The organism is Bradyrhizobium sp. USDA 4353, from assembly GCF_054063215.1.
The window spans coordinates 2,519,626-2,546,174 of record NZ_JBSSGB010000001.1; the positions used below are offsets into that span (position 1 = coordinate 2,519,626).

The 26,549-nt window shown below is 65.4% G+C and carries 19 protein-coding genes and 1 pseudogene; 11 read left to right on the top strand and 9 right to left on the bottom strand.

Annotated features, from left to right (window positions below):
* Positions 1-131 precede the first annotated feature (131 nt).
* Both metH and metF read right to left on the bottom strand, forming a co-directional pair.
* Positions 132-3,998, bottom strand: a complete 3,867-nt coding sequence (gene metH, locus ACVILH_RS11255; RefSeq protein ID WP_456712953.1) for a methionine synthase — start codon at positions 3,996-3,998, stop codon at positions 132-134.
* Positions 3,998-4,915 carry a methylenetetrahydrofolate reductase [NAD(P)H] gene (metF, locus tag ACVILH_RS11260; RefSeq protein WP_456712954.1) on the bottom strand — a complete coding sequence of 306 codons (918 nt, stop codon included), beginning with the start codon at positions 4,913-4,915 and terminating at the stop codon, positions 3,998-4,000. The genes metH and metF overlap by 1 nt, the downstream gene beginning before the upstream one ends.
* A 372-nt stretch (positions 4,916-5,287) precedes the next feature.
* Between metF and ACVILH_RS11265 the strand changes: the two genes are divergently transcribed.
* Complete coding sequence (locus ACVILH_RS11265; protein WP_456712955.1) at positions 5,288-6,307, top strand: LLM class flavin-dependent oxidoreductase; 1,020 nt, start codon at positions 5,288-5,290, stop codon at positions 6,305-6,307.
* A 251-nt stretch (positions 6,308-6,558) separates the two neighbouring features.
* Here ACVILH_RS11265 and ACVILH_RS11270 read toward each other — a convergent pair whose 3' ends face one another.
* A complete protein-coding gene (locus ACVILH_RS11270; protein ID WP_456712956.1) occupies positions 6,559-7,227 on the bottom strand; it encodes an NAD(P)-dependent oxidoreductase in 669 nt (222 codons plus the stop codon).
* 118 nt (positions 7,228-7,345) lie between these two features.
* Here ACVILH_RS11270 and ACVILH_RS11275 point away from each other — a divergent pair, with 118 nt between their 5' ends.
* Complete coding sequence (locus tag ACVILH_RS11275) at positions 7,346-8,236, top strand: LysR family transcriptional regulator (protein WP_456712957.1); 891 nt, start codon at positions 7,346-7,348, stop codon at positions 8,234-8,236.
* A gap of 182 nt (positions 8,237-8,418) precedes the next feature.
* On the opposite strand, the gene ACVILH_RS11280 is transcribed toward ACVILH_RS11275, so the two are convergent.
* Both ACVILH_RS11280 and ACVILH_RS11285 read right to left on the bottom strand, forming a co-directional pair.
* A complete protein-coding gene (locus tag ACVILH_RS11280; RefSeq protein WP_456712958.1) occupies positions 8,419-9,279 on the bottom strand; it encodes a prephenate dehydratase in 861 nt (286 codons plus the stop codon).
* Between the two features lie 18 nt (positions 9,280-9,297).
* Positions 9,298-10,038, bottom strand: a complete 741-nt coding sequence (locus ACVILH_RS11285; RefSeq protein WP_456716947.1) for a 3-deoxy-manno-octulosonate cytidylyltransferase — start codon at positions 10,036-10,038, stop codon at positions 9,298-9,300.
* Positions 10,039-10,278: 240 nt separating this feature from the next.
* Here ACVILH_RS11285 and ACVILH_RS11290 point away from each other — a divergent pair, with 240 nt between their 5' ends.
* The 8 genes from ACVILH_RS11290 to ACVILH_RS11325 all read left to right on the top strand — a co-directional run bounded on the left by ACVILH_RS11290 (position 10,279) and on the right by ACVILH_RS11325 (position 19,730).
* A complete protein-coding gene (locus tag ACVILH_RS11290) occupies positions 10,279-10,827 on the top strand; it encodes a c-type cytochrome (RefSeq protein WP_456712959.1) in 549 nt (182 codons plus the stop codon).
* 373 nt (positions 10,828-11,200) lie between these two features.
* Positions 11,201-13,042 (top strand): extracellular solute-binding protein, encoded by a 1,842-nt coding sequence (locus ACVILH_RS11295; protein WP_456716948.1) that lies wholly within the window; start codon positions 11,201-11,203, stop codon positions 13,040-13,042.
* Entirely contained in the window at positions 13,039-14,916 is a 1,878-nt protein-coding gene (locus ACVILH_RS11300; RefSeq protein WP_456712960.1) for an extracellular solute-binding protein, read from the top strand. Before ACVILH_RS11295 ends, ACVILH_RS11300 begins: the two co-directional genes overlap by 4 nt.
* 3 nt (positions 14,917-14,919) lie before the next feature.
* Entirely contained in the window at positions 14,920-16,032 is a 1,113-nt protein-coding gene (locus tag ACVILH_RS11305) for a microcin C ABC transporter permease YejB (protein WP_456712961.1), read from the top strand.
* 2 nt (positions 16,033-16,034) lie between these two features.
* Entirely contained in the window at positions 16,035-17,210 is a 1,176-nt protein-coding gene (locus tag ACVILH_RS11310; protein WP_456712962.1) for an ABC transporter permease, read from the top strand.
* 5 nt (positions 17,211-17,215) lie between these two features.
* Complete coding sequence (locus ACVILH_RS11315; protein WP_456712963.1) at positions 17,216-18,853, top strand: ABC transporter ATP-binding protein; 1,638 nt, start codon at positions 17,216-17,218, stop codon at positions 18,851-18,853.
* A 39-nt stretch (positions 18,854-18,892) separates the two neighbouring features.
* Positions 18,893-19,150 carry a hypothetical protein gene (locus ACVILH_RS11320; protein WP_456712964.1) on the top strand — a complete coding sequence of 86 codons (258 nt, stop codon included), beginning with the start codon at positions 18,893-18,895 and terminating at the stop codon, positions 19,148-19,150.
* A 43-nt stretch (positions 19,151-19,193) separates the two neighbouring features.
* A complete protein-coding gene (locus ACVILH_RS11325; protein WP_456712965.1) occupies positions 19,194-19,730 on the top strand; it encodes a hypothetical protein in 537 nt (178 codons plus the stop codon).
* Positions 19,731-20,026: 296 nt separating this feature from the next.
* Here the strand turns inward: ACVILH_RS11325 and ACVILH_RS11330 are convergent, their stop codons facing one another.
* From ACVILH_RS11330 to ACVILH_RS11340, 3 genes and pseudogenes are all read right to left on the bottom strand, one after another.
* Entirely contained in the window at positions 20,027-20,842 is an 816-nt protein-coding gene (locus ACVILH_RS11330) for a hypothetical protein (RefSeq protein WP_456712966.1), read from the bottom strand.
* A gap of 1,162 nt (positions 20,843-22,004) precedes the next feature.
* Positions 22,005-22,848 (bottom strand): annotated as a pseudogene (locus ACVILH_RS11335) (C40 family peptidase).
* Positions 22,841-24,223 carry a leucyl aminopeptidase family protein gene (locus ACVILH_RS11340; protein WP_456712967.1) on the bottom strand — a complete coding sequence of 461 codons (1,383 nt, stop codon included), beginning with the start codon at positions 24,221-24,223 and terminating at the stop codon, positions 22,841-22,843. Before ACVILH_RS11340 ends, ACVILH_RS11335 begins: the two are co-directional and overlap by 8 nt.
* Before the next feature lie 199 nt (positions 24,224-24,422).
* Between ACVILH_RS11340 and ACVILH_RS11345 the strand changes: the two genes are divergently transcribed.
* Positions 24,423-25,238: a tetratricopeptide repeat protein gene (locus tag ACVILH_RS11345; protein ID WP_456712968.1), complete on the top strand. Its 816-nt coding sequence runs from the start codon at positions 24,423-24,425 to the stop codon at positions 25,236-25,238.
* Positions 25,239-25,244: 6 nt separating this feature from the next.
* Here ACVILH_RS11345 and ACVILH_RS11350 read toward each other — a convergent pair whose 3' ends face one another.
* Complete coding sequence (locus ACVILH_RS11350) at positions 25,245-26,483, bottom strand: hydantoinase/carbamoylase family amidase (RefSeq protein ID WP_456712969.1); 1,239 nt, start codon at positions 26,481-26,483, stop codon at positions 25,245-25,247.
* Between the last annotated feature and the right edge of the window lie 66 nt (positions 26,484-26,549).

Sequence of the window (26,549 nt, forward strand, 5' to 3'; positions counted from 1 at the left end):
TGAGCCGGGACCCATAACCCCGGGAGAAATTGGTTTACTCGGTCTCAGCCACCGCAGACTACGGATATATCACGCGGTATGGGTCCCGGCGTTCGCCGGGACGACAGTTGTGGGTGGGGAGGCAGCGCGGGCTACTTCGCGCCCACGGCCTTCTTGCGCCACGCCAGATGCACCGCGCAGGTGCAGCCCACGGGATGGCTGGCGAGTTCGGCTGGCGCTGCGTCGTTCGCCGGGGCAGGCGAGGCGACGGGGCGGGCCGTCGCGTCGGGCTGTTGCCCGCCGCGCGCCGGGATGTAGTTCAAAATCGGCGCCAGCCAGCGTTCGACCTCGGCGACCGTCATGCCCTTGCGCGCGGCGTAGTCCTCGACCTGGTCGCGCTCGATCTTGCCGACGCCGAAATAGAAGCTTTCCGGCGAGGCGAAATACAGGCCCGAGACCGACGAGCCCGGCCACATCGCAAAGCTCTCGGTCAGCCGCACGCCCGCGTTTGTCTCCGCGTCGAGCAGCGCGAACAAGGTCGCCTTCTCGGTGTGATCAGGCTGCGCCGGATAGCCCGGAGCAGGGCGGATGCCCTGGTACTTTTCCAGGATCAGGTCGTCAGGCGAGAGCGTCTCATCCGGCGCATAGGCCCAGAACTCGCGGCGCACGCGGGCGTGCAGGCGCTCGGCAAAGGCCTCGGCCAAGCGATCCGCCAGCGCCTTGACCAGGATCGAGGAGTAGTCGTCATTGGCGTTCTTGAAGCGATCGGCGACGGCATCCTCGCCGAGTCCCGTCGTGACGACGAAGCCGCCGACATAATCCAGCACGCCGGAGCCCGCGGGCGCGATGAAGTCCGACAGAGCGGTGTTGAAGCGGCCCTCGCGCTTCTCCAATTGCTGGCGCAGCGTGTGCAGCGTCGCGATCTCCTTGGTGCGGCTGTCATCGGCATACAGCACGATGTCGTCACCGACGGCGTTGGCCGGCCAGAAGCCGATCGCGGCGCGCGCGGTGAACCACTTCTCGTCGACGATCTGCTTCAGCATCTTCAGCGCGTCGTCATACAGCGCCCGCGCGGCCTCGCCGACCTTGGCGTCGTCGAGGATGGCGGGGAAGCGGCCGGCGAGCTCCCAGGTCTGGAAGAACGGCGTCCAGTCGATATAGGGCACGAGCTCGGCGAGGTCGTAGTCCACAAAAGTCTTCGTGCCGAGGAAGGTCGGCTTCACCGGCTTGGCCTTGTTGAAATCGATCGTCGGCGCATTGGCGCGGGCGTCAGCCAGCGACAGCCGCTTCTTGTCCGCCTGGCCGCGCAGATGCGCGGCGGCGATCTTCTGATACTCGCCGCGGATGTCGGCGGCATAGGCGTCCTTGCGCTCCGGCGACAGCAGCGACGAGGCGACGCCGACAGCGCGGCTGGCGTCGTTGACGTGCACCACCGGGCCGCCCTGGTAGTTCGGGTCGATCTTCACGGCCGTGTGGACGCGGCTCGTGGTGGCGCCGCCGATCAAGAGCGGCACGTTCAGCCCCTGGCGCTCCATTTCGGACGCCAGATACGCCATCTCGTCGAGCGACGGCGTGATCAGGCCGGAGAGGCCGATGATGTCGGCATTCTCGGCCTTCGCGGTGTCGATGATCTTGGCGGCCGGCACCATGACGCCGAGGTCGATGACCTCGAAATTGTTGCACTGGAGCACGATGCCGACGATGTTCTTGCCGATGTCGTGGACGTCGCCCTTGACGGTGGCGAGCACGATCTTGCCGGCGTTGGAGCGTTCGGCGGCAGCGCCCTTGTTAGCGGCCTTCTCGGCCTCCATGAACGGCATGAGATAGGCGACTGCCTGCTTCATCACGCGCGCCGACTTCACGACCTGCGGCAGGAACATCTTGCCGTCGCCGAAGAGATCGCCGACCACGTTCATGCCGGCCATCAGCGGGCCTTCGATGACGTCGAGCGGCCGCGTCGACTTGGCGCGCGCCTCCTCGGTATCCAGCTCGATGAATTCGGTGATGCCGTGCACCAGCGCGTGGGAGAGCCGCTTGTCGACCGGCCATTCGCGCCAGGCGAGATCGGCCTCCTTGGTCTGCTTGCCCTGGCCGCGGAATTTCTCGGCGAGCGCGAGCAGCCGCTCCGATGCGCCGGGATCGCGGTTGAGGACGACGTCCTCGCACACTTGGCGCAGCTCCGGATCGATGTCGTCATAGACGATCATCTGGCCGGCATTGACGATGCCCATGTCCATGCCTGCCTTGATGGCGTGATACAGAAACACCGAGTGCATCGCCTCGCGCACCGGCTCGTTGCCGCGGAACGAGAACGACAGATTGGAGACGCCGCCGGAAATATGGGCATGCGGCAGGTTCTGCCGGATCCAGCGCGTCGCCTCGATGAAGTCGACGCCGTAGTTGTTGTGCTCCTCCAGCCCGGTGGCGATCGCAAAGATATTCGGATCGAAGATGATGTCCTCAGGCGGGAAGCCGACCGTCTCGACCAGGATCTTGTAGGCGCGGGCGCAGATCTCGGTCTTGCGCTGATAGGTGTCGGCCTGGCCGGTCTCGTCGAACGCCATCACGACGACGGCCGCGCCGTGGCGGCGCGCGATCTTCGCTTCGTGAATGAATTTCTCCTCGCCTTCCTTCAGCGAGATCGAGTTCACCACCGGCTTGCCCTGCACGCATTTCAGGCCGGCCTCGATGACGTGGAACTTCGAGGAATCGACCATCACCGGGACGCGGGCGATATCCGGCTCGGCGGCGACGAGGTTGAGGAAGGTCCGCATCGCGGCTTTCGAGTCGAGCAGACCCTCGTCCATGTTGACGTCGATCACCTGGGCGCCGTTCTCGACCTGGTCACGCGCGACCTGCAGTGCTGCCGTGTAGTCGCCGGCGGTGATCAGCTTGCGGAATTTGGCCGAGCCGGTGACGTTGGTGCGCTCGCCGACATTGACGAACGGAATCGCCGGCGTCAGCTCGAATGGCTCCAGCCCGGACAGCCGCAGCCGCGGCGCGATGTCAGGCACGGCGCGCGGCTTGTGCGGGGCGACGGCGGCGGCGATCGCCGCGATATGGTCCGGCGTGGTGCCGCAGCAGCCGCCGACGATGTTGACGAGGCCGGCCGATGCGAACTCGCCGATCAGCCGCGCCATATAGGCCGGCGTCTCGTCATACTGGCCGAACTCGTTGGGCAGGCCGGCATTGGGATAGGCGCAGACCAGCGTGTCGGCGACGCGGCCGATATCGGCGACATGGGCGCGCAGGTCCTCGGCGCCGAGCGCGCAGTTGAAGCCGATCGTCAGCGGCTTGGCGTGACGCACCGAATTCCAGAATGCCTCCGGCATCTGGCCCGACAGCAGGCGGCCGGACTTGTCGGTGATCGTGCCGGAGATCATCACGGGCACGTCGATGCCGCGCTCCTCGCACAGCTCGGCAATCGCGTACAGCGCGGCCTTTGCGTTCAGCGTATCGAAAATGGTCTCGACCAGCAGGATGTCAGCGCCGCCGTCCAAGAGCCCGCGCGCCTGCTCGCCATAGGCGAGGCGCAGATCGTCGAAGGTGACGGCGCGAAAGCCGGGGTTGGAGACGTCAGGCGAGATCGAGGCGGTGCGGTTGGTCGGGCCCATCGCGCCGGCGACGAAGCGCGGCTTGCCGTCCTCGGCCGCCACGCGGATCGCGGCGTTGCGCGCGAGGCGCGCGCCCTCGCGGTTGAGCTCGTAGATGATGTCGGAGAGATCGTAGTCGGCCTGCGCGATCGACGTCGCCGAGAAGGTGTTGGTGGCGACGATGTCGGCGCCGGCGCGCAGATATTGCGCGTGGATATCCTCGATCGCCTCGGGCTGCGTCAGAATCAGCAGATCGTTGTTGCCACGCAGATCGCGATGGAAATCCTTGAACCGTTCGCTGCGGAAGGCGGCCTCGTCGAACTGCAGCGCCTGGATCATCGTGCCCATGGCGCCGTCGAGGATCAGGATGCGCTCGCGGGCGGCGGCGAGGAAGGCGGTACGCGCGGTGGAAACAGCGGGGGACATCAGGCGGCGACCTTGTTGACGGACTTCGGCCGGATGCCGAGCAGATGGCTGATCGCAAACACGAGGTCGGCGCGGTTCATGGTGTAGAAATGAAAGGTGTCGACGCCATGCTTGGCGAGCTTTTGCACCTGGCCGGCGGCGACGGTGGCCGCGACCAGCTTGCGGGTCTCGGGATCGTCATCGAGGCCGTCGAACTTCTCCGCGAGCCACTCCGGCACGCTGGTGCCGTTGCGGGTCACGAAGCCGCGGGCCTGCTTGAAATTGTGCATCGGCATGATGCCGGGCACGATCGGAATGTCGATGCCGCGAGCGCGGACGCGGTCGAGGTAGCGGAAGTAGACGTCGTTATCGAAGAACACCTGGGTGATCGCGCGGGTCGCGCCGGCGTCGACCTTGGCCCTGAGCATGTCGATGTCGGCGTCGAAGTCGCGGCTCTCCGGATGCTTCTCGGGATAGGCCGACACCGAGACCTCGATGTCCGGGTGGCGCTTCTTGATGCCGGCGACCAGGTCGGGCGAGCTTTGATAGCCCTCGGCATGAGCCTGATACGGCGTGCCGATGCCGCCGGGCGGATCGCCGCGCAGCGCCACGATGTGGCGGACACCGACCTCGTGATAGCGGTCGACGACCTCGTCGATCTCCCCGCGCGAGGCGCCGACGCAGGTCAGATGCGCCGCCGGCAGCAGCGCGGTCTCTTTCAGGATGCGCGCGATGGTGGCGTGGGTGCGCTCGCGGGTCGAGCCGCCGGCGCCATAGGTCACCGAGACGAAGCTCGGCTCCAGCGGCGCGAGACGCTCGATCGAGGTCCACAGCGTGCGGTCCATCTCCTCGGTCTTCGGCGGGAAGAACTCGAACGAGATCTTGGGCCGGATGATCGCGGCGTGTCCGTCAGCGATGGCGGTGGCGAGGTCGGTCATGGCGGCGCAGGTTCCCGATGGCGCGTAAATTTCAACTTGAGAGCGGATCGCTCCTCAGATGCGCCAAGATAGGGGAAGTGCGTCGCAATAAACAGCCCACCGCAAATGGGATTTAGCCCACAATCGTCGATCGAAAGGCATTTCAGGTGCTGTAAGTGGATCTTCGAGTGGGCGGAAAAAGAGAAGCTTTATCAATGATTATGGTATCGAACCAGCTAAGTCGCCCCAAATTTTAGGGTGGGACCGATGTTCTCCGGGTATGTATACAGCTTGTCCGTCCCAACGCAATTTCGACCTGATCCCTGCATTTCCGGCAGATCACCGGCGCGCTTGGCCCATTGTGGCGGGCGTCCCAGTCACTAGGTTGAAGCCATGATCCCGATTTCAGTCCTCGACCTCTCGGTCACCACGACAGCGACGCCCGCCTCAGCGGCGCTGCGCAACAGCATCGACCTGGCGCGCCATGTCGACCAACTCGGCTATGTCCGCTACTGGCTCGCCGAGCATCACAGCCTCGTCTCAGTCGCGAGCCCGTCGCCCGACATCATGATCGGGCAGATCGCCGCCGTCACCAAGCACATCCGCGTCGGCTCCGGCGGCGTGATGCTGCCCAACCACGCGCCGCTGGTGGTCGCTGAGCGCTTCAAGATGCTGGAGGCGCTGTTCCCCGGCAGGATCGATCTCGGTCTCGGCCGCGCGCCCGGCACCGACGGCACTACGGCCTATGCGCTGCGGAGCCGGCTCGACCGCCGCGAGGGCGACGATTTCCTGGAGCGGCTGCATGAGCTGACCCTGTGGGAGACGCGCGAGTTTCCTGCCGGCCATCCCTACAACAACGTCATCGCGATGCCCGATGATGCGCCGCTGCCGCCGATCTGGCTGCTCGGCTCCAGCGACTATTCCAGCGAGCTATCCGCGCAGATGGGCATGGGTTTTGGCTTCGCGCATCATTTCGCGAACCACGATGCCATCGACGCGATGACCAATTATCGCGCCCATTTCACCGCGTCGCGCTGGCGCTCGCAGCCGCATGCGATCCTCGCGGTCGCTGTCGTGACGGCGGAGACCGACGCCGAAGCCGAGCGGCTGGCATCCTCGATGGACCTCAATCGCCTCCGGCGCGACCGCGGCCAGTTCCTGCCGCTGCCGAGCCCCGAGGAGGCGGCAGCCTATCCGTATACAGACGCGGAGCGCGCCTCGATCGCCCGCAACCGCTCCCGGCTGTTCGTCGGCTCGCCGGCAACTGTGCGCGCCAAGCTCGACCCGATGATTGCGGCCAGCCAGGCCGACGAACTGATGGTCATCACCGCGATCTTCGACCACGAGGCCCGCAAGCGCTCCTACACCCTGCTCGCCGATGCCTTCGGCCTGGAGCGTCAGGCCGCGGCGTAGGCCGCGCGAATCTGCGAGCAAATGCGTTCCGGATCGTGCGGCAGGCCGATCACCTCTCCCGAAGGGAGAGGTCGGATTGCATCGAAGATGCAATCCGGGTGAGGGATTCAGGCGCAACCGATCGGTCGATAGACCCCCTCACCCGGCGCTGCGCGCCGACCTCTCCCCGTCGGGGAGAGGTGAGCGGAGTTCGCGTGGAGAGTTGGGTCAACCAAGACGCAGCCAGCTGGACTTCACCTGCGGTGTCCTGCTCACCACGTGATCAGAGGCGAGCGGCGCAGGAAGCTGTCGTCGTTCACCTGATCCACCACGAAGCGCGCGACATCGGCGCGGGCGATCGTGCCGCCGTGGACGCCGGTGAGATCCGTCAGTGCACGAACCGTCTGGCCACCCGGCTTGTCGTTGAGCATCGTGGGACGGACGATGACCCAATCGAGCCCGCTGTCGCGGATGATCGCCTCCTGCCGATTCTTGTCGGCATAGACGTTGCGCAAGAGCAGCGGCAGGATCAGCCGGTCGTAGACGAAGCCGCCATGCCCGCGGCTGTCGCCGGCGCCGATCCCGGTGATCGCGACCAGACGGGCGACATTCTCCGCCTTCATCGCCTTGACCAGCGCGCGTGTCGACGTCGAGAGCGTCGTGACCTCCTTGAACGGGCTGAGCGCCGTGCCCAGTGAACTGATAACGGCGTCCTGTCCCTTCAGCGCCTTGCGCAGCGTGGCTTCATCGCGGGCATCGCCGACGATCAGTTGCGCGCCTTGCAGATCCCCGGCCTTGTCGGGCGAGCGCACCAGCGCAGTGACGTGATGGCCCCGCGCCAGCGCGTCGCGCACGATCAACCGTCCGGTGCCGCCGGTCGCGCCGAGCACAAGGATGTTCGGCCGGGATATCGTGGCATTGTCGATGTCGAGACTGGTCATGACGACCTCCTTCAGATGAGAGCGACACGCGTCTGCTCAGGTCATGACCGGAAGATAGCGATCCACATTCGGGTCAATAGACGCTATATCTGGACAGATCGTCTCACAGGTGGAACAGATGGATCTGCTGGCACTCGCCGATTTCACGCTCGTCGCTCGTCACGGCGGCTTTGGCCGCGCGGCGCGGGCCAGTGGGCGGCCGAAGGCCACGCTGTCGCGACGCGTGGCGGAGCTCGAGGCCGGCCTCGAGGTCAGGCTGATCGAGCGTGGCGGGCGGACGCTGAAGCTGACCGAGGAAGGACGGGCGCTGTTCGAGCGCACGGGCGCGCTGCTGGCCGAGCTCGACGAGACCGTCGGCGCGATCTCATCGGGCGGCCACGCGCCGCGCGGCCGGTTGCGCATCAGCGCACCGCTGCTGTTCTCGCAGACCGCGATGGGCAAGCTCGCGGCGACCTTCGCGCTGAAATATCCGGACGTGCGGCTGGACGTGACGACCGACGATCGCACGGTCGACATGGTGGAGGAGGGCTATGACCTGGTGATCCGGGTCAATCCCGGTCCCGATGACAGCCTGGTCGGGCGCATCTTCCTTCGTGACCAGATGGTGGTGGTTGCCCACCCGGCGCTTGCGCGGCCCGCGACGGAGGTCGCCATTCCCGCGATCGTCCGCAGCACCGACCAGATCACAAAGTGGAACGTCACAGGGGCCACGGCGCCATCGCGCCTCGCGATCAATCCGATCCTGCGCCTGTCATCGGTGATCATGGTGCGCGATGCCGCCCGCGCCGGCGTCGGCGCCGCCTGCCTGCCGCTGTCGCTCGCCAGCCATGATCTTGCGGCCGGCGGGCTGGTGCAGTGGGCCGAACTCGACGCGCCGCCGGTCGCGCTGTGGACGCTGTATCCATCGCGCCGCCTGCTCAGCGCGCGCGTGTCCGCATTCCTCGATCATCTGAAAGAGGCATTCCCAACGGGCACGTCAGCCGAGCTCGCCGCCTATATCGAGGGATAGATGCCGCTGTGACCCCTGCTGTCGTCCCGGGCAAGCCCCAGCAGCGCAAAGCGCTGGTGGGGCGCTGACCCGGGACCCATACCGCGTGATATCGCGGTGAGAAGACGGTGGGGGAGGCTATGCCAGAACCACTGCGCGCTGTGACGATGGGCCCCCGCGTTCGCTGGGGCGGGGCGCGAGACTTACTCGCGCGTCTCGCTGAACGTCGCCCGGAACGGATGCGCCGGATACACGCCGACGATGCGCAGCTCGCGCGAGAAGAATTTCAGCTCCTCCAGCGCAAACGCCAGTCCCTTGTCCTCGGGATGGCCGTCGACATCGGCGTAGAATTGCGTGGCGAAGAAATTGCCGTCGACCATGTAGCTCTCGAGCTTGGTCATGTTGACGCCGTTGGTGGCGAAGCCGCCGAGCGCCTTGTAAAGCGCTGCGGGGAGGTTGCGGACGCGGAACACGAAGCTCGTCACCAGCGGCCCGGAGTTCTGCTCGGCCCATTGCGGCTCGCGCGCCAGCACCACGAAACGGGTGGTGTTGTGGGCCTCGTCCTCGATGTCCTCGGCGAGGATGTCGAGGCCGTAGATCTTCGCGGCCAGGCGCGAGGCGATCGCCGCGACGCTCCTGTCGCCGCGCTCGGACACGTCGCGGGCGCTGCCTGCGGTGTCGCCGGCGACGATCGGGCGGATGCCGAGCTGGCGGATGTAGCGGCGGCACTGGCCGAGGGCCTGGACATGGCTCTCGACGGTCTTGATGTCGCTGAGCTTGGTGCCCTTCAGCGCCATTAGCTGGTGGCGGATCGGCAGGAACCACTCGCCGATGATGTACAGGCCCGAGCCCGGCAGCAGATGGTGGATGTCGGCGACGCGCCCCGCGACCGAGTTCTCGATCGGGATCATGCCGAGATCGGCCTCGCCGGACGAGATCGCGCTGAGCGCGTCCTCGAAGGTCGGGCAGGGCATGGCCTCGGCGGTCGGATAGGCCTCGGAGATGGCGATGTGGGAATTGGCTCCCGGCTCGCCCTGGAATGCGATTTTCAAGATCTTGCTCATGAGGGGCCTTGTAGCAGCTTAGGTCTGGGACAGCAGCCGGCGCGCTGTGTCGAGGTCGGCCGGGGTGTCGACGCCCAGCGGTACTGAGTTGACGATGGCCGCGTCGATGCGCATGCCATCCTCCAGCGCGCGGAGCTGTTCGAGCTTCTCGCGGAGCTCGAGCGGCGAGGGCGGCAGGCTGACGAAGCGTTCGAGGGCCGAGCGGCGATAGGTATACAGGCCGATGTGGTGATAGCGCGGTCCGTCACCGGAGGGAGCCGTGGCGCGTGTGAAATACAGCGCCCTCATCCTGCCCGGTGCGACCGTCGAGCCGACCAGCTTCACGACGCTCGGATTGGTGTGTTCCTCGTGGTGACGGATCTCCGCGGCCAGCGTCCCGATATCTACGTTCGGCTCGTCGAGCAGTGCGAGGGCTGCGCGAATATCATCTGGCGGAATGGTCGGCAGGTCGCCCTGGACATTGACGATGGCGTCCACGTTGCCGCCCGGATCGAGCTTCTGAAGCGCCTCGTAGATCCGGTCCGAGCCGGAGGGATGATCCGCGCGGGTCATCACGGCTTCACCGCCTTGGGCGGTCACGGCGTCCGCAATCTCCTTCGTATCGGTGGCCACCGCCACGCGACCGATCGCCGCCTCCTGCGCGCGGCGGAGCACCTGCACGATCATCGGCACGCCCGCGATGTCGAGCAGCGGCTTGCCGGGCAGGCGGGTCGAGGCCATGCGGGCGGGAATCAGGACGAGAATTTTGGATCGGGGCATCCGGAAAAGCGCATTCGGAGCCGGTCGCAACAGCGCGTCCGGACGGGATGGGGACAGCAAAAACCGCCCGCTTATACGGGTTGCCAGAGCACGGGCAAACCGATATCTCACTTCTGCCGCAGGGGGAGGCGCGACGGCTCGATTCCTTGGTCGATGCCTTCTCGAAATCCTGAGGCGATTCACGGCCGCGGCCCCGCGGCCTCAAAACAATGAAATCCGCCCTCGGAGCCTGATTCCAAAATGGACTCCTTCGAACTGAACAAAATCCTCGGCGCCGTGCTGGCTGCCTGCCTGGTCGTGCTGGTCACGAGCTTCTCCGCCAACGCGATCTTCGCGCCGAAGATGCCGGAAAAGCCGGGTTTCGAGATCGCCGTGAAGGAGGCCGAGGGCGCCGCCAAGTCGGGCGCCGCGCCCGCCGCCGCCGAGCCGATCGAGAAGCTGCTGCAGACTGCTTCCGTCGAGAAGGGCGCCGCCGCTGCCAAGAAGTGCGCCGCCTGCCACACCTTCGACAAGGGCGGCAAGAATGCCGTCGGCCCGAATCTCTATGGCATCGTCGGCGACCACATCGGCGAAGGCCGCAATTTCAACTTCTCCGCGGCGATCAAGGCCAAGGGCGGCACCTGGACGATCGATGCGCTCAACCAGTTCATCGCCAACCCGAAGGGTTACATCCCGGGCACCGCGATGGGCTTCGCCGGCATCCAGAAGGACTCCGAGCGCGCGGACGTGCTCGCCTATCTGAACTCGCTGTCGGACAATCCGGCGCCGCTGCCGACCGCCGCCAAGTAGCGCGCATCTGATCTCGCATTGCAAACGGCCGGGCCTCGCCCGGCCGTTTTGCGTTCCGGGAGCGAATTTCGCCGCATTTGGGACCTTTGGTCGCAGCCGACCCGTTCACAACCCGGTATTATGAGGAAAAAGCAAGGTTATTCGTCGAAACCTTGCCGTATATTGGTCCCCTGAATGGAACGGGTTCGCAGATCGAGCCACCAGGCTCCGGCCGGCGCAACCTGCCCTCGCGAAATGGGTTACGATCACACGTTGGATCTGGAAGCAGGACCGGCCGAGGCCGACCATCTTGCTCCCGAGCGGTCTTATTCAGAGGAAGTCTCATTTGACGATTACCCGACGACAGCTCCTGCAGAGCAGCGTCCTCGCTGCGATGACCCCGGCGCTCGGCACCGCCGCCAGCCTCGCTCCGCTCGATGCCGCACACGCGCAGGCCGGCGAGCAACTGATGTGGCGCCATGGCCTGTCGCTGTTCGGCGAGCTGAAGTACCCGGCCGACTTCAAACGCTTCGACTACGTCAATCCCGACGCGCCCAAGGGCGGCACGGCGCGGATGATCTCGATCGGCACCTTCGACAATTTCAACATCGTCGTGATGTATGTGAAGGGCAACATCGCCGCTGCCGCCATGACCGTCTACGAGACGTTGATGTCGCGGGCGCAGGACGAGGTCTCGACCGAATACGGCCTGCTCGCCGAGGCGGCCGCCTATCCGGACGATTACTCCTGGGTGATCTATCGCCTGCGCAAGGAAGCGCGCTGGCACGACGGCAAGCCGGTGACGCCCGACGACGTCATCTTCTCGCTCGACGTGCTCAAGAAGAACAGCCCGTTCTACGGCTCCTACTATCGGCACGTCGTCAAGGCCGAGAAGGTCAGCGACCAGGAGGTCAAGTTCACCTTCGATGGTCCCGGCAATCGCGAGCTGCCGCACATCGTCGGCGAATTGCTGGTTCTGCCCAAGCATTGGTGGGAAGGCACCGACGCGCAAGGGCGCAAGCGTGACGTCACCGCGACCTCGCTGGAGCCGCCGCTCGGATCGAGCCCATACCGTATCAAGGAGTTCGTGCCGGGCCGCTCGATCAAGGTCGAGCGCGTCAAGGATTATTGGGGCGCCAACCTGCCGGTGCGGATCGGCCAGAACAATTTCGACGAGCTGCAGTTCGAGTATTTCCGCGACAACCTCGTCGCGCTCGAAGCCTTCAAGGCCGACCAGGCCGATTGGATCAACGAGAACTCGGCCAAGCAATGGGCGACGGCCTACGACTTCCCGGCGATCGCCGACAAGGGCGCGGTCAAGGAGGAGTTTCCGGTCCGCGATTCCGGCCGCATGCAGGGCTTCGTGTTCAACCTGCGCCGCCCGCAATTCCAGGACGCGCGGCTGCGTCGCGCCTTCAACTACGCGTTCGACTTCGAGGAGATGAACAAGCAGCTGTTCTTCGGCCAATACAAGCGGATCAACAGCTATTTCGAAGGCACCGAGCTTGCCTCGTCCGGGCTCCCGCAGGGCCAGGAGCTGGAGATCCTCGAGGGCCTACGCGACAAGGTGCCGCCGGAGGTGTTCACCACCGCCTATCAGAATCCGGTCGGCGGCAATCCGGAGAATGTCCGCGCCAATCTGCGCGAGGCTAACAGGCTGTTGAAGGAGGCCGGCTACGAGATCAAGGACCGCAAGCTGATCGACCCCGCCGGCAAGCCGGTCGCGATCGAGCTGATGGTTCAGGACCCGTCGTCCGAGCGCATCGTGCTGTTCTACAAGCCCTCGCTGGAGCGGCTCGGCGTCACCGTCACGGTGCGCCAGGTCGACAATGTCCAGTATGAGAACCGGGTGCGCAGCTTCGACTACGACATGATCACCGATGTCTGGGGCCAGTCGCTGTCGCCCGGCAACGAGCAGCGCGATTTCTGGGGCTCCAAGGCCGCCGACGAGCCGGGCTCGAAGAACTCGGCCGGCATCAAGAACCCGGCGATCGACGAGCTGATCGAGAAGATCATCTTCGCCAAGGACCGCGCCACCTTGGAGGCCGCGACGCATGCGCTCGACCGCGTGCTGTTGTGGAATTTCTACGTCGTGCCGCAGTTCACCTATCCGTTCCTGCGCAGCGCGCGCTGGGATCGCTTCAGCCATGCGACGTTCCCGAAATATGCCAGCACCGGTTGGCCGTCGCTGTGGTGGTACGACGCCGACAAGGCTGCCAAGGTGAAGCGCTCTTGAGCACGTTCTCGCATCTGTCGCGCCGCGGCGTGCTCGGGCTTGGGCTCGGCGCGCTCGCGAGCCCGTTGATCAAGCCGGCTGCCGCCGCAGAGTTCGGCCCGGACTCGCACGGCACCTCGGCGTTCGGCGATCTCAAATACCCGGCCGACTTCCCGCACTTCGACTACGTCAACCCGGACGCGCCGAAGGGCGGGCTGTATTCGACGATCCCCTCGGTGCGCGCCTACAACCAGTCCTACCAGACCTTCAACTCGTTCAATGCCTATGTCCTCAAGGGCGAGGGCGCGCAGGGCATGGACATGACCTTCGCCACCCTGATGGTGCGCGCGAGCGACGAGCCGGACGCGGTCTACGGCCTGGTCGCGAAGTCCGTCGCGATCTCCGCGGACAAGCTGACCTATCGCTTCACCTTGCGGCCCGAAGCGCGCTTCCATGACGGCAGTAAGATTACGGCGCACGACGTCGCGTGGTCGTTGAACACGTTGAAGGAGAAGGGCCATCCGCTGATCATCGTGCAGCTGCGCGACTTCGTGAAGGCCGAGGCGCTCGACGATGCGACCGTGGTGGTGAGCTTCGTCGAGAAGCGCGCCCGCGACGTGCCGCTCTATGTCATGACCTTGCCGATCTTCTCCAAGGCTTACTACGCCAACCGGGTGTTCGACGAGAACCCGCTCGACGTCCCGCTCGGCTCCGGGCCGTACAAGGTCGGCAAATACGAGATCAACCGCTACGTCGAGTTCGAGCGCGTCAAGGATTGGTGGGCGGCCGACCTGCCGGTCAGCCGCGGCCTATATAATTTCGACATCGTCCGCTACGAGTTCTATCGCGACCGCGACGTCGCTTTCGAAGGCTTCACCGCCAAGAGCTATCTGTTCCGCGAGGAGTTCACCTCGCGCATCTGGGCCACGCGCTACGATTTCCCGGCGATCAAGGACGGCCGCGTCAAGCGCGAGCTGCTGCCGGACGAGACGCCGTCGGGCGGGCAGGGCTGGTTCATCAACACCCGGCGCGACAAGTTCAAGGATCCGCGCGTCCGTCAGGCGCTGACCTACGCGTTCGACTTCGAGTGGACCAACAAGACCATCATGTACGGCGCCTATGCGCGCGCCGTGTCGCCGTTCCAGAACTCCGACATGGTCGCGGTCGGTCGGCCGTCGCCGGAGGAGCTGAAGCTGTTGGAGCCGTTCCGCGGCCAGGTCCCTGACGACGTGTTCGGCGAGCCGTTCGTGCCGCCGGCCTCCGACGGCTCCGGCCAGGATCGCGCCCTCTTGCGCAAGGCCACGCAGCTCCTGCAGCAGGCCGGCCTCCCCGTGAAGGACGGCAAGCGTATCTTGCCGTCGGGCGAGGTGTTCTCGATCGAGTTCCTGATCGACGAGGTCTCGTTCAAGCCGCACCACGGCACCTTGATCAAGAATTTGCAGACGCTCGGCATCGATGCAGACCTGCGCGTCATCGATGCCGTGCAATATCGCGCCCGCGTCGAGGATTTCGACTTCGACATCACCGTGCAGCGGCTGTCGATGTCACCGACCCCCGGCGACGGCCTGCGCTCTTATTTCACCTCCGACACCGCCAAGACCAAGGGCTCCTACAATCTCGCCGGGATCAGCAATCCCGCCGTGGATGCGCTGGTCGCCAAGGTCATCGCCGCGGAAAGCCGCAGCGAGCTGACCATCGCCTGCCGGGCGCTCGATCGCGTGTTCCGCGCCGGGCACTACTGGATCCCGCAATGGTATCGGCAGACCCATCCGATCGCCTATTGGGATCAGTTCAGCCACCCGCCGAAGCCGCCGAAATATGCGTCCGGCGTCGGCGCCCCCGACATCTGGTGGTACGATGCCGCCAAGGCCGCAAAGCTGGAGCAGGCGAAGTAGTTCATGGCTGCCTATATCGCTCGCCGCATGTTTCTGATGCTCCCGACCCTGCTCGGGATCCTCTTCATCTCCTTCGTCGTGGTGCAGTTCGCGCCGGGCGGCCCGGTCGAGCGCGTCATCGCTCAACTGACCGGCGCCGACACCGGCGGCACGTCGCGCATCTCCGGCGGCAGCGGCTCGGATTTCGGTGCCCGGCCGCCGGGCCAGGTCGGCTCCGGCGGTGACACCAACTCGAAATATCGCGGCGCGCAGGGGCTCGACCCGGCCTTCATCAAGCAGCTCGAGAAGCAGTTCGGCTTCGACAAGCCGGCGCCGGAGCGCTTCGCCTTGATGGTCTGGAACTTCGCCCGCTTCGATTTCGGCAAGAGCTACTTCCGCGACACGACCGTGCTGCAGCTGATCAAGGAGAAGCTGCCGGTCTCGATCTCGCTCGGCCTGTGGATGACCCTGCTGACCTACCTGATTTCGATTCCGCTCGGCATCCGTAAGGCCGTGCAGGACGGCTCGCGCTTCGACGTCTGGACCTCGGCCGTGATCATCATCGGCTACGCGATTCCCGGCTTTCTGTTCGCGATCCTCCTGATCATCCTGTTCGCCGGCGGCTCCTTCCTCAACATCTTCCCGTTGCGCGGCCTGACCTCGGACGGCTGGGCCGCCTTCCCCTGGTACTGGAAGATCATCGACTATTTCTGGCACCTCACCTTGCCGCTGCTGTCGATGGCGCTGGGCGCCTTCGCCACCATGACGCTTCTCACCAAGAACTCGTTCCTCGACGAGATCCGCAAGCAATATGTCATGACGGCGCGCGCCAAGGGTTGCAGCGAGACCCAGGTGCTCTATGGCCACGTCTTCCGCAATGCGATGCTGATCGTGATCGCGGGCTTCCCGGGCACCTTCATCCACGCCTTCTTCTCCGGCTCGCTCCTGATCGAGACCATCTTCTCGCTCGACGGCCTCGGCCTCTTATCGTTCGAGAGCATTCTCAACCGCGACTACCCGGTCGTGTTCGGCAATCTCTTCATCTTCTCGCTGTTGGGCCTGGTGGTGAACCTGATCTCCGACCTCACCTATATGTGGATCGATCCGCGGATCGATTTCGAGGCGCGGGAGGTCTGACGATGCTCAAAACCGTCCCCCCCGTCGAGACCACCACGCAGGCCCCGCTCGGCGAGGCCGTGCCGCCGACGCGGCACAGATTCCGGCCGTCGCCGCTCAACCAGCGCCGCTGGCAGAACTTCAAGGCCAACCGCCGCGGCTACTGGTCGCTGTGGATCTTCATGTTTCTGTTCATCGTCTCGCTGTTCGCCGAGCTGATCGCCAACGATCGCCCGTTCCTGATCAAGTTCGACGGCCATCTCTATTGGCCCGCCTTCGTCTCCTATCCGGAGACCGCGTTCGGCGGCGACTTCGAGACCGCGGCCGACTATCGCGACCCCTATTTGCAGAAGCTGATCGCGGACAAGGGCGGCACCGTGATCTGGCCGCTGATCCGCTATTCCTACGCTACCCACAATCTCGATCTGCCGACGCCGGCGCCATCGCCGCCGACCTGGATGCTGACCGAGGCGCAGTGCAAGGCGGTGGTCGAGAAAAAGGGGCTGAAGAGCTGCCGGGATCTCGAATACAACTGGCTCGGCACCGATGACCAGGGCCGCGACGTCGTCGCGCGTCTCATCTACGGCTTCCGCATCTCCGTGCTGTTCGGCCTGTCCTTGACCTTTTTCTCCTCGATCATCGGCATCGCCGCCGGCGGCGTGCAGGGCTATTTCGGCGGCTGGGTCGACCTGTTGTTCCAGCGCTTCATCGAGATCTGGAACGCGATTCCATATCTCTATCTGCTGCTGATCCTCTCGGCGGTGCTAGTGCCCGGCTTCTTCACGCTGCTCGGCATCATGCTGCTGTTCTCGTGGGTGTCGCTGGTCGGCCTCGTGCGCGCCGAATTCCTGCGCGGCCGCAATTTCGAATACATCCAGGCGGCGCGCGCGCTCGGCGTCTCCAACGTCGTCATCATGTGGCGGCATCTGTTGCCGAACGCGATGGTCGCGACCATGACCTTCCTGCCCTTCATTGTGTCCAGCTCGGTGATGACCTTGACCGCGCTCGACTTCCTCGGCTTCGGCCTGCCGCCGGGCTCGCCGTCGCTGGGTGAGATGCTGTCGCAGGCGAAAGCGAACGTGCAGGCGCCGTGGCTCGGCCTCACCGGCTTCTTCTCGGTGGCGATCATGCTGTCGCTCCTGATCTTTATCGGCGAGGCCGTGCGCGACGCCTTCGATCCGCGCAAGACGTTCAGGTGATCGACATGGATGCGATGACCCAGCCGCTTCTTTCGGTCAACGATCTCTCGGTCGCCTTCCATCAGGGCGGCCGCGCATCGACAGCCGTCGATCATGTCTCGTTCGAGATCAAGCGCGGCGAATGCGTTGCCCTCGTCGGCGAGTCCGGCTCCGGCAAGTCGGTCAGCGCGCTGTCGGTGCTGAAGCTGTTGCCCTATCCGGTCGCCTCGCATCCCTCGGGCAGCATCCGCTTCAAGGGACGCGATCTGCTGCCGCTGTCCGAGCGCGAGATGCGCGAGATCAGAGGCAGCGACATCTCGATCATCTTCCAGGAGCCCATGACCTCGCTCAATCCGCTGCACACGATCGAGCGGCAGATCAGCGAGATCCTGCAACTGCACCAGCCGATCTCGAACAGCGCGGCGCGCAAGCGCGTGCTGGAGTTGCTGACGCAGGTCGGCATCCCCGAGCCGGAGACGCGGCTCGGCAGCTATCCGCACCAGCTCTCCGGCGGCCAGCGCCAGCGCGTGATGATCGCGATGGCGCTCGCCAACGAGCCGGACCTGTTGATTGCCGATGAGCCGACCACCGCGCTCGACGTCACCGTGCAGGCGCAGATCCTGGCGCTGCTCGCCGATATCAGGGCGCGGCTCGGCATGAGCCTGCTGTTCATCACCCACGACCTCGGCATCGTCCGCCGCATCGCCGATCGCGTCTGCGTCATGAATGGCGGCAAGATCGTCGAGCAGGGCCCGGTCGAGCAGGTGTTCACCGCGCCACAGCATCCCTACACCAGGGCGCTGCTCGCCGCCGAGCCGAAGCCCGATCCGGCGCCGCCGCGGCCCGATCAGCCGGTGGTGATGCAGGCGAAGGATTTGAAAGTCTGGTTTCCGATCAAGCGCGGCCTGTTCCGTTCCACCGTCGGCCACATCAAGGCCGTCGATGGCGTCAGCGTCGCCGTGCGCAAGGGCGAGACGCTCGGCGTGGTCGGCGAATCCGGCTCCGGCAAGACCACCTTGGGCTTGGCGCTGCTGCGGCTGATCTCCTCCGACGGTCCCATCGTGTTTCTCGGCAAGGAGATCCAGGGCCTCACCTTCAAGGACGTGCGTCCGTTCCGCCGGGACATGCAGATCGTCTTCCAGGATCCGTTCGGCGCGTTAAGCCCGCGCATGTCGGTCGGCGACATCATCGCCGAAGGCCTGACGGTGCATCAGCCCAAGCTGTCGGACGAGGCGCGCGAGGCCAAGGTCGTCAAGGCGCTCAATGATGTCGGCCTCGACCCGGCAACGCGATTTCGCTACCCGCACGAATTCTCCGGCGGCCAGCGCCAGCGCATCTCGGTCGCCCGCGCCGTCGTGCTGGAGCCGTCCTTCGTCGTGCTCGACGAGCCGACCTCCGCGCTCGACATGCTGTTCCAGTCGCAGATGGTCGAGCTGCTGCGCGATCTCCAGCGCAAGCGGGAGCTGACCTACATGTTCATCTCGCACGACCTCCGCGTCGTCGCGGCACTGGCGAGCCACCTGATCGTGATGCGTCACGGCAAGGTGGTGGAGGAGGGACCGGCGGCGCAATTGTTCAAGGCCCCGAAGACGGACTACACGCGTGCGCTGTTCGCGGCGGCGTTCCGGAACGAGACCGCGGGGAACGGGGCGGCGGCTTCGTAGAAGATCGGCGAACATCGGTCCTCAGGCAATCGCGAGACAATGCCGTCCAAACAGGATCTGATAAGAGCTCTTCTGCTGTCCGAGTGGGACCCGATCGGCGTTTCTGGCTGCGAGGGCGCCGAAGACGAATATGATCGTTACGCTGTCCAGGTCTTCAACATGCTCGAAGACGGAGCCGATGCAAAGTCGATCGCGAACTATCTCACCGGAGTCGTCGCGGACGAGATGTCACTGCCGGGACGCCCTGAAGCCGATCATCGGATCGCTGCGAAGGCTTTGATGATCTATCAGAGCTAGGTCGCCGATGGAGGCGGATCGAGCTGTAACGAACGGAATGGCAATGTCCGGCAGGGACACGGTTCATTGGACCAAGGGCTATACGCAATCTGAGCTCGACAGAGCGCAACGTCGATTCGGGCTGGTCTTTCCGCCCGATCTGATTGCGCTCCTGACGCAGAGGCGACCGGTGGACGGCCACGACTGGTCGGATGAGCGCGCGATCAGACGCGCGCTCCAGTGGCCGTTCGAAAGCCTTCTTCATTCTGTCGAGAATGGAAAATTGTGGTGGTCGGAGTGGGGAAGGTTGCCTTCGACTGCACGCGCCCGCGAAGAGATGCTTTGGGACATCGTGTCCCGGGCACCCAAACTCATCCCGCTGATCGGTCATCGCTATCTGCCTGAGCAGCCGCACGAGTCGGGCAACCCGGTCTTTTCGATCTACGGGATCGACGCGATTTACTACGGCGCCAATTTGAACGACTATTTTGAACGAGAATTCACGGGCTGGAGCAGCAAGCCATGGCCCGTGCAGATCAAGCACATTCCGTTCTGGTCCGACCTCGTCGAGCGATTTGCTGATGACACGAACACGTCCTGATCCCGTCGATGTCGCCCGGCAGGCCTACCGAGAGGGTTCATCTTGTCATTCTTTCACAGATGCCGCTCTTGTCTGCAAACCTTTCCGGCCTTCAGCAGCGGCGTGCAAGTCTGCGGCGTTGTGCGGAGGCCCTGACATCGAGGAGGCGCCCGAGATCGGAATGGGCGAGCGCCTGGAGCGTGGTGCGATCTACAGGGTGGATCTCTCCAATGGACGGCTGACCAGGCATGGCGGCGGCGTTCCAGAGGCAGATTAGTTCGCACCACGGGCATCGACCTCGGCGGCGACCCTCTCAATTAGAAAAACTTGCTCAGGCCAACCCGCAAACCTGCCTCGATGTCCTTGATCACCAAAGACAAGAGGTGCATTCGAGCCATGAGAATCACCTCGAGCTCATCGAGCGACGCGAAGCTTCTGTAAAGGAGATCGAAGGAGCGGATCAAGTGCGTGAACTCGACGATGAGCGACTGATCCCAGTTGGCATGTGCCGCCGGCCTGCGATGACGTCGGGCCTGGAGGCTGAGAATGGTTTCCGCCTTTCCATCCTGTCGTCCCGGAAACCAGGCTAGCGGCTCCGGTGAAAGGCAGAGGTCCCACCCGTCGATCAACTCCTTCGACAACACCGGGCGGTCTCTCGCCGACCTCTCGACGTCGGCGCTGAAGCCCAACGGCCTCGACTCACGCTCCATCACGGCTTGGTAGAATCGTGCAGGTTGATCAAGTTCTCCGCCGAACTCCTTCGATAGTCCGGACGCATGCCGAGCGGTTTCGCGAACGCGCCGTTGCTTCTCTTCCGTCTCCACGCACGCGAAGCGGCGATCGTAGACAGCCCGATCCTCATACCGAAGCCGTTCCATCCGGCGGAGGCAGGGATCGAGTCGCTGCATCCATGACGGCCGGCTGAGAGCCCGGTGACTTCCGAACTGCTCCTCGTGACGACGACGCAGATCGTCCATATATGGGGTCGAACACGGCTGGCCTTCGGGGAGGCGGAAGCGAATGTTGGGATTCCCCAGGCTGATTTTCGCGTGTTCGACGACGTAGCGCCTAAATTCGGATTGCTCCTCTTCGCTCTCGGCGAACGAGGCCTCGAAATCGAGCCGCGGCTTCACGACGTCCCAGCCCGCGTGTTCGAGGATCGAGACAAATTACCAGTGGCGTTCAGCGAGAGCGAACAACTCGGCCAGAACACGACGCTGCGCATCGATGTCGAGCGAATGGGGCCTCTGTTTTGTCATTCACGAACTCCGCGCGCCCAGAATAGCTCGCTCCAACGAGGACACAGTATGCCTCTTTTCGAGCATCCAACGAGGTGATTTGCCCGACGGGCGCCGTTCGCGACGGCGTGTCCAGCCCCTCCGCGAAAGATATTTTTGTTTCTTATTTTCGGAATTCGTGCATACTGCGCCCGTCCTGCCCACGAGAGGGACGTACGCGTCGTCACGGACGTCGGTGCGGGATGCGATGGCCGCGATGATGCTGCGTGTGCAGGTGCGCACGGACGAACGGCATCATGCGGACGATGAAATCGTGTGGTCCTGGCGCCCCGATGCTGGCGTCAAGGTTGCGAGCGCTGATGAGGCCCGTGGCCGACAGGGGCAAAACAGCCGGTCCCTGGGGAGAGCACGTATAATTCGTAAGCCCATCGCGCAGGGAAGGCCGGATGTTCGGCCCGTACCTGTGGCGACTACGCGTGCTTTCCTGCACGCAACCACGGGTGCGCTCGGCACCCGGCCTTCCCTGCGCCCTCTCATGTTCGAGGGTGGATGAACGTTGTACAGCTCGGGCGGATGACGCTGCGAGAATGCTGATGCTCGTCCGTATGCTGTTTGAGATGTGGATCAGTTTGAACGCGCGATATAGATCGCGCCTTGCAGCAATGCACTGTCAGTACGATGGCCGTGATTGCGCCCTCTCCCCTTGCGGGAGAGGGCATGTAGGAAATCGCGACTTGCTCGGTTGGGTGAGGGGTATCTGTCCGCGCGCTGCGCTCGTAGATGCATACCCCTCACCCAACCGAGCTTGCAGCTCCGTCCTACATGCCCTCTCCCGCAAGGGGAGAGGGCGCAGTCAATGGCGCCGTGACTCGTTGCGCGACCGGATGTCGATCTGATGAGTTGTCGGTGTCGTCGTCAGCAGTAGGGTGGGCAAAGGCGCTCGCGCGATGGCTGCTCCGGTCTCGCCTGTCGCGCGCCGTGCCCACCATTGCACCCGCGTGCGCATCTGCGATGGTGGGCACGTCACGATCGCGTCGCGATCGTGCCTTTGCCCACCCTACGTACCCAGCCGCTTGATCGCGAGCACGTCGCTGCCGCTCGCCTTGATACGTGCGATGGCTTCCGTGGTCGGCTCGATCTGCGTGGCCATGTGGAAGGCGTTGGCGTGGACGATCGTGTCGGCCTCGCTGATGATGGCGACATGGCCCTTCCAAAAGATGAGGTCGCCGCGACGTGGCTGCTCAGCCTCAGCAAGCCCGCGTCCAAGCGCAGCCAACTGCATGTCGCTGTCGCGCGGGCAGTCCACGCCCGCGGCGTTCAATGACACCTGAACCAGCCCGGAGCAGTCGATGCCGAGGCTGCTCTTGCCGCCCCACAGATAGGGCGTGCCGACGAAGCGCTTGGCGATGGCCACGTAGTCGGGCTCGACATGGTCGAGGCCTGCGACGTGCTGCTTCGGTACGTACCAGCCCTCGGCCGTCACGACGAAACTTGCCTCTTCGCGGACCACCGCGATGGTCGAGCCCATCAGCACTGTTTCGATCGGCGGCAGCTTGATCGACGGACCGGGGAACGCGAAGCTGCGCAGCGCGCTGATCTCGTGCGTCGGCGCGGCAGCAGGCGCGGCGAGCGCGGCCTCGGGCAGCCAGCCGACATAGCCGTCGCGAGCGAGCTGGCCCCAGGCCCAGCCCTCGCCGTTGCGATCATAGATCGTGACGCGCTCGCCCTTCAGTGCCTGCGTCGCCAGCTCTGCCGCCGGAGTGTGGCTGCTGACGCAACGGCGCGATGGGATCAACGACCACGCGCAGCTCGCCGTCGACGAAACGATCGGCGATCACCTGGCCCTGGAGATGCCTCGCCGCGATGTCGCCGCGGGCCGGCGTGAGGCGTGGATCAGCCATAGCGCTCGCTCAGGAGCTTGTAGAGCGCACGCGCGGCCTGGCACTCGCCGCCTTCGGGGCGGCCGGGCTTCGCCGACGGCGTCCAGGCGAAGATATCGAGGTGCAGCCAGCGCGTGGTCGGCTCGACGAAGCGCTGCAGGAACAGCGCGCAGGTGATCGAGCCGGCGAAGCCGCCTGACGGAGCGTTGTTGATGGTCGCGACCTTGGAGTCGAGCCACGAATCATACGGCGCCCACAACGGCATTCGCCACAGCGGATCGTTCTCGGCGGCCGCGCAGCGCGCGACGTCGGCGGCGAGCGCCTCGTCATTGGTGTAGAACGGCGGCAGCTCCGGGCCGAGCGCGACACGCGCAGCACCAGTCAGCGTGCCCATGTCGATCAGGAGATCCGGCTTGTCCTCGCAGGCCAGCGCCAGCGCGTCGGCCAGGATCAGTCGGCCCTCGGCATCGGTGTTGCCGATCTCGACCGTGAGGCCCTTGCGCGAGGGAAACACGTCCATCGGCCGGAAGGCATTGCCGGCGACGGAGTTCTCGACCGCGGGGATCAGCACGCGCAGCTGCAGCTTGAGCTTGGCGTCCATCACCATCTGCGCCAGCGCCAGCACGTTGGCGGCGCCGCCCATGTCCTTCTTCATCAGCAGCATGCTGCTGGACGGCTTGAGGTCGAGCCCGCCGGTGTCGAAGCAGACGCCCTTGCCGACCAGGGTGACCTTGGGATGGTCAGCGTCGCCCCAATTGAGCTCGATCAGGCGCGGCGCTCGCGTCGAGGCGCGGCCGACGGCGTGGATGAGCGGAAAATTCTGCTGCAGCAGGTCGTCGCCGACGATGCTGCTGAAGCGGGCGCCGAAGCGCTCGGCGATCTGCTTGGCGGCGGCCTCGAGCTCCTCCGGCCCCATGTCGTTGGACGGCGTATTGACGAGATCGCGCGCCAAGGTCGCGGCGTCGGCGACGCGGTTGAGTTCGGCGGCAGCGATGCCGTCGGGCGGCAGGAGCCGAACTTCCGGGGCCTCGGCCTTGCGGTAGCGGCCGAAGCGATAGCTGCCGAGCGCGAAGGCCAGCGCGGCAAGGCGGGAGTCATGCGGCGCATTGGCGAAGCGGTAGGTGCCGGCGGGCAGCAGGCCGGGCAGGGTGCCGGGGCGGAAGAGATCGCGGTGCTTGGCGTCGGCATCCTCGATGCCGAACAGCACCTGCGCGATGCGCCCGTCCGCGGCGGGAAGGATCAGACAGCTGCCGGGCTTTGCGCTGTAGGCATTGGCCTCGGCGAAGGTGCGGGCCTCCGGAGACAGGCTCTCCTTGATGCCCGGCCAGCTCGACTTCGTCACGAAGCTGATCGGAACCGCGGAAGGTGCGGACGAGGTCTCGAAGATCGACGGCATGCCTAATCGTTCCTTAAAGGGACGCGCTCGGCGAACAGACTTCGCAGAGTTCGGCGGCGGCTGCAATCGCAGCGGACGCATGGCCCGCAAACCGACGCAGAGCAGCCATCAGCGCCCGCGTTCCCGCCATTAACCGGCTGTTAGCGTTAACAGTTTATTGCTGGCGCGTTCATTTCGCACGTCCTCGAGTCCAGTGACAATGCGTCAGCAGCCTGCCATCAGCCGCATCCTCGCGTCGGTCGCCTTCGCCGCGCTTCTCGCCGCCGGCCTCGGCGGTTGCCAGACCGTGTCCGACGTCACAGGCTCGCTGGGCAGCCGTGCCGAGCCGCCGCCGGCGACCCCGCAGCGCGCGGTCGAGGTCTATGGCGAGCGCTACCGCGCCAATCCGAAGGATGCGGCGATGGCGGTGGCCTATGGGCAGGCACTGCGCAACAACGGCCAGCGCGAGCAGGCCGTCGCGGTGCTGGAGCAGGCGACGCTCGCCAGTCCCGGCAACAAGACGGTGCTCGCGGCCTACGGCCGGGCGCTCGCCGACAACGGCAATTTCAAGCTGGCCTTCGACGTGCTGTCGCGCGCGCACTCGCCCGACAATCCCGACTGGAAGCTGCTGTCGGTGCAGGGCACCGCGCTGGACCAGATGGGCCGGCACGACGAGGCGCGGCGCTACTACGAGAGCGCTCTGAAGATCGTCCCCGGCGAGCCGTCGGTGCTGTCCAATCTCGGCCTATCCTACATGCTGACGCGCGACCTGCCGAACGCCGAGCAGGCGCTGCGCCAGGCCTATGGCTCGCAGCGGGCGGATGCCCGGGTGCGGCAGAACCTCGCGCTGGTGGTTGGGCTGCAGGGCCGCTTCGCCGAGGCCGAGCAGATCGCGCGCGCCGACCTGCCGCCGGATGAGGCCGCGGCGAACGTGGCCTATCTGAAGCAGATGATCCAGGGCCAGCGCGACGGCCAGGGCAAAGGCAAGACGCGTAGCACAGCGCCGATGGCCTCGCTCAGCCAGCCGGACGAGTGAGTCGGATTACCGCGCGTCCGCGAGCAGCCGCCGGCAGGTCTCGACGAACACGTCGGCGCCTGTGACGATATCCGCGTCGGAGGTGTTCTCGGTCCAGTGGTGGCTGATGCCGCCGATCGAGGGCACGAACAGCATCCCCGCAGGCATGATCGTCGCCAGCACCTGCGCATCATGCCCGGCGCCGCTCGGCATCCGCAGCGATTTGCCGTCGGCAAGTGCGCCACTGGCCGCCTCAATCGCATCCTGGAAGCGACCGTCCATCATCGCCGGCGCACCGGTGCGGATGCGCTCGACGGCGACCTGACAGGGACCGCTCGCCGAGGCTTGCATGGCCATCTCGCGCAGCAGTGCCTCGAGCCGGTCGACCACGGCGGCATTGTCGTCGCGGATCTGGAACAGCATCTCGGCCTGGCCGGGGATGATGCTCGGCGCGCCCGGATCGAGCGTGATGCGTCCCGTGGTCCAGACCGTGCGCGGGCCGCAGGCGGATGGAAAGCGCGCATCGATGTCGACGCAGAATCTGGCCAGCGCGAGGCCGGCGTCCTTGCGCACCGCCATCCGCGTCGTGCCGGCGTGGTTCTGCTCGCCGGTGAAGACGATGCGATACTGCCAGATGCCGACGATCGAGGTGACCACGCCGACCTTGAGCTCGCCCTTCTCCAGCGTGTCGCCCTGCTCGATATGCGCTTCGAGATAGCCGATGTGGCGGCCGCGCTCGGCGTGCAGGCGAGGGCGACCGGCGAGGCCCATTTCCGCCAGCGCCTCGCGCATCGTGCGCGGGCTGCTGCGGTCGCGGGCGGCATCGATGTCGGCCTCGCTGACGTCGCCGACATAGGAGCGGCTGCCGAGGAAGGCGCCGAAATGGCCCTCCTCGTCGCACCAGGAGGCGACTTCGACCGCGCCCGCAATGGAGGGATCGGGGTTGAGCACGCGCGCTGCCTCGAGCGCGTAGATCACGCCGAGCGGGCCGTCGAGCCAGCCGGCATAGTTCTGACTCTCGAGATGCGATCCCGCCAGCAGCTTCGGCCCCGGTTTGGCGCTCATGCCGAGCACGTTGCCGATGCCGTCGATCTCGGCTGTGAGCTGCGCGTCGGGCAGGCGTGCGGCGAGCCAGTCCAGCGACTGCCGGTGCGCGTCGGAAAAGGTCGGCCGGTGGACGCCGGTCTTGTAGGTGCCGAAGGCGCGCAGCGCGTTCAGATCGGCGAGCACGCGGGCGCCATCGGCGCGGCGGAGAGTGTCGGACATCAGGCGGAGACCTCGATCATGCTCCGCCTAGCTTTCAAAGTGGCGCCGCGACCGCAAGCGAAATTT

What these genes read in the sequence shown, in the direction of transcription:
- metH (WP_456712953.1), bottom strand. Translation starts at nt 3,998, where the DNA reads ATGTCCCCCGCTGTTTCCACCGCGCGTACCGCCTTCCTCGCCGCCGCC.
- metF (WP_456712954.1), bottom strand. Translation starts at nt 4,915, where the DNA reads ATGACCGACCTCGCCACCGCCATCGCTGACGGACACGCCGCGATCATC.
- ACVILH_RS11265 (WP_456712955.1), top strand. Translation starts at nt 5,288, where the DNA reads ATGATCCCGATTTCAGTCCTCGACCTCTCGGTCACCACGACAGCGACG.
- ACVILH_RS11270 (WP_456712956.1), bottom strand. Translation starts at nt 7,227, where the DNA reads ATGACCAGTCTCGACATCGACAATGCCACGATATCCCGGCCGAACATC.
- ACVILH_RS11275 (WP_456712957.1), top strand. Translation starts at nt 7,346, where the DNA reads ATGGATCTGCTGGCACTCGCCGATTTCACGCTCGTCGCTCGTCACGGC.
- ACVILH_RS11280 (WP_456712958.1), bottom strand. Translation starts at nt 9,279, where the DNA reads ATGAGCAAGATCTTGAAAATCGCATTCCAGGGCGAGCCGGGAGCCAAT.
- ACVILH_RS11285 (WP_456716947.1), bottom strand. Translation starts at nt 10,038, where the DNA reads ATGCCCCGATCCAAAATTCTCGTCCTGATTCCCGCCCGCATGGCCTCG.
- ACVILH_RS11290 (WP_456712959.1), top strand. Translation starts at nt 10,279, where the DNA reads ATGGACTCCTTCGAACTGAACAAAATCCTCGGCGCCGTGCTGGCTGCC.
- ACVILH_RS11295 (WP_456716948.1), top strand. Translation starts at nt 11,201, where the DNA reads ATGACCCCGGCGCTCGGCACCGCCGCCAGCCTCGCTCCGCTCGATGCC.
- ACVILH_RS11305 (WP_456712961.1), top strand. Translation starts at nt 14,920, where the DNA reads ATGGCTGCCTATATCGCTCGCCGCATGTTTCTGATGCTCCCGACCCTG.
- ACVILH_RS11310 (WP_456712962.1), top strand. Translation starts at nt 16,035, where the DNA reads ATGCTCAAAACCGTCCCCCCCGTCGAGACCACCACGCAGGCCCCGCTC.
- ACVILH_RS11315 (WP_456712963.1), top strand. Translation starts at nt 17,216, where the DNA reads ATGGATGCGATGACCCAGCCGCTTCTTTCGGTCAACGATCTCTCGGTC.
- ACVILH_RS11320 (WP_456712964.1), top strand. Translation starts at nt 18,893, where the DNA reads ATGCCGTCCAAACAGGATCTGATAAGAGCTCTTCTGCTGTCCGAGTGG.
- ACVILH_RS11325 (WP_456712965.1), top strand. Translation starts at nt 19,194, where the DNA reads ATGTCCGGCAGGGACACGGTTCATTGGACCAAGGGCTATACGCAATCT.
- ACVILH_RS11340 (WP_456712967.1), bottom strand. Translation starts at nt 24,223, where the DNA reads ATGCCGTCGATCTTCGAGACCTCGTCCGCACCTTCCGCGGTTCCGATC.
- ACVILH_RS11345 (WP_456712968.1), top strand. Translation starts at nt 24,423, where the DNA reads ATGCGTCAGCAGCCTGCCATCAGCCGCATCCTCGCGTCGGTCGCCTTC.
- ACVILH_RS11350 (WP_456712969.1), bottom strand. Translation starts at nt 26,483, where the DNA reads ATGTCCGACACTCTCCGCCGCGCCGATGGCGCCCGCGTGCTCGCCGAT.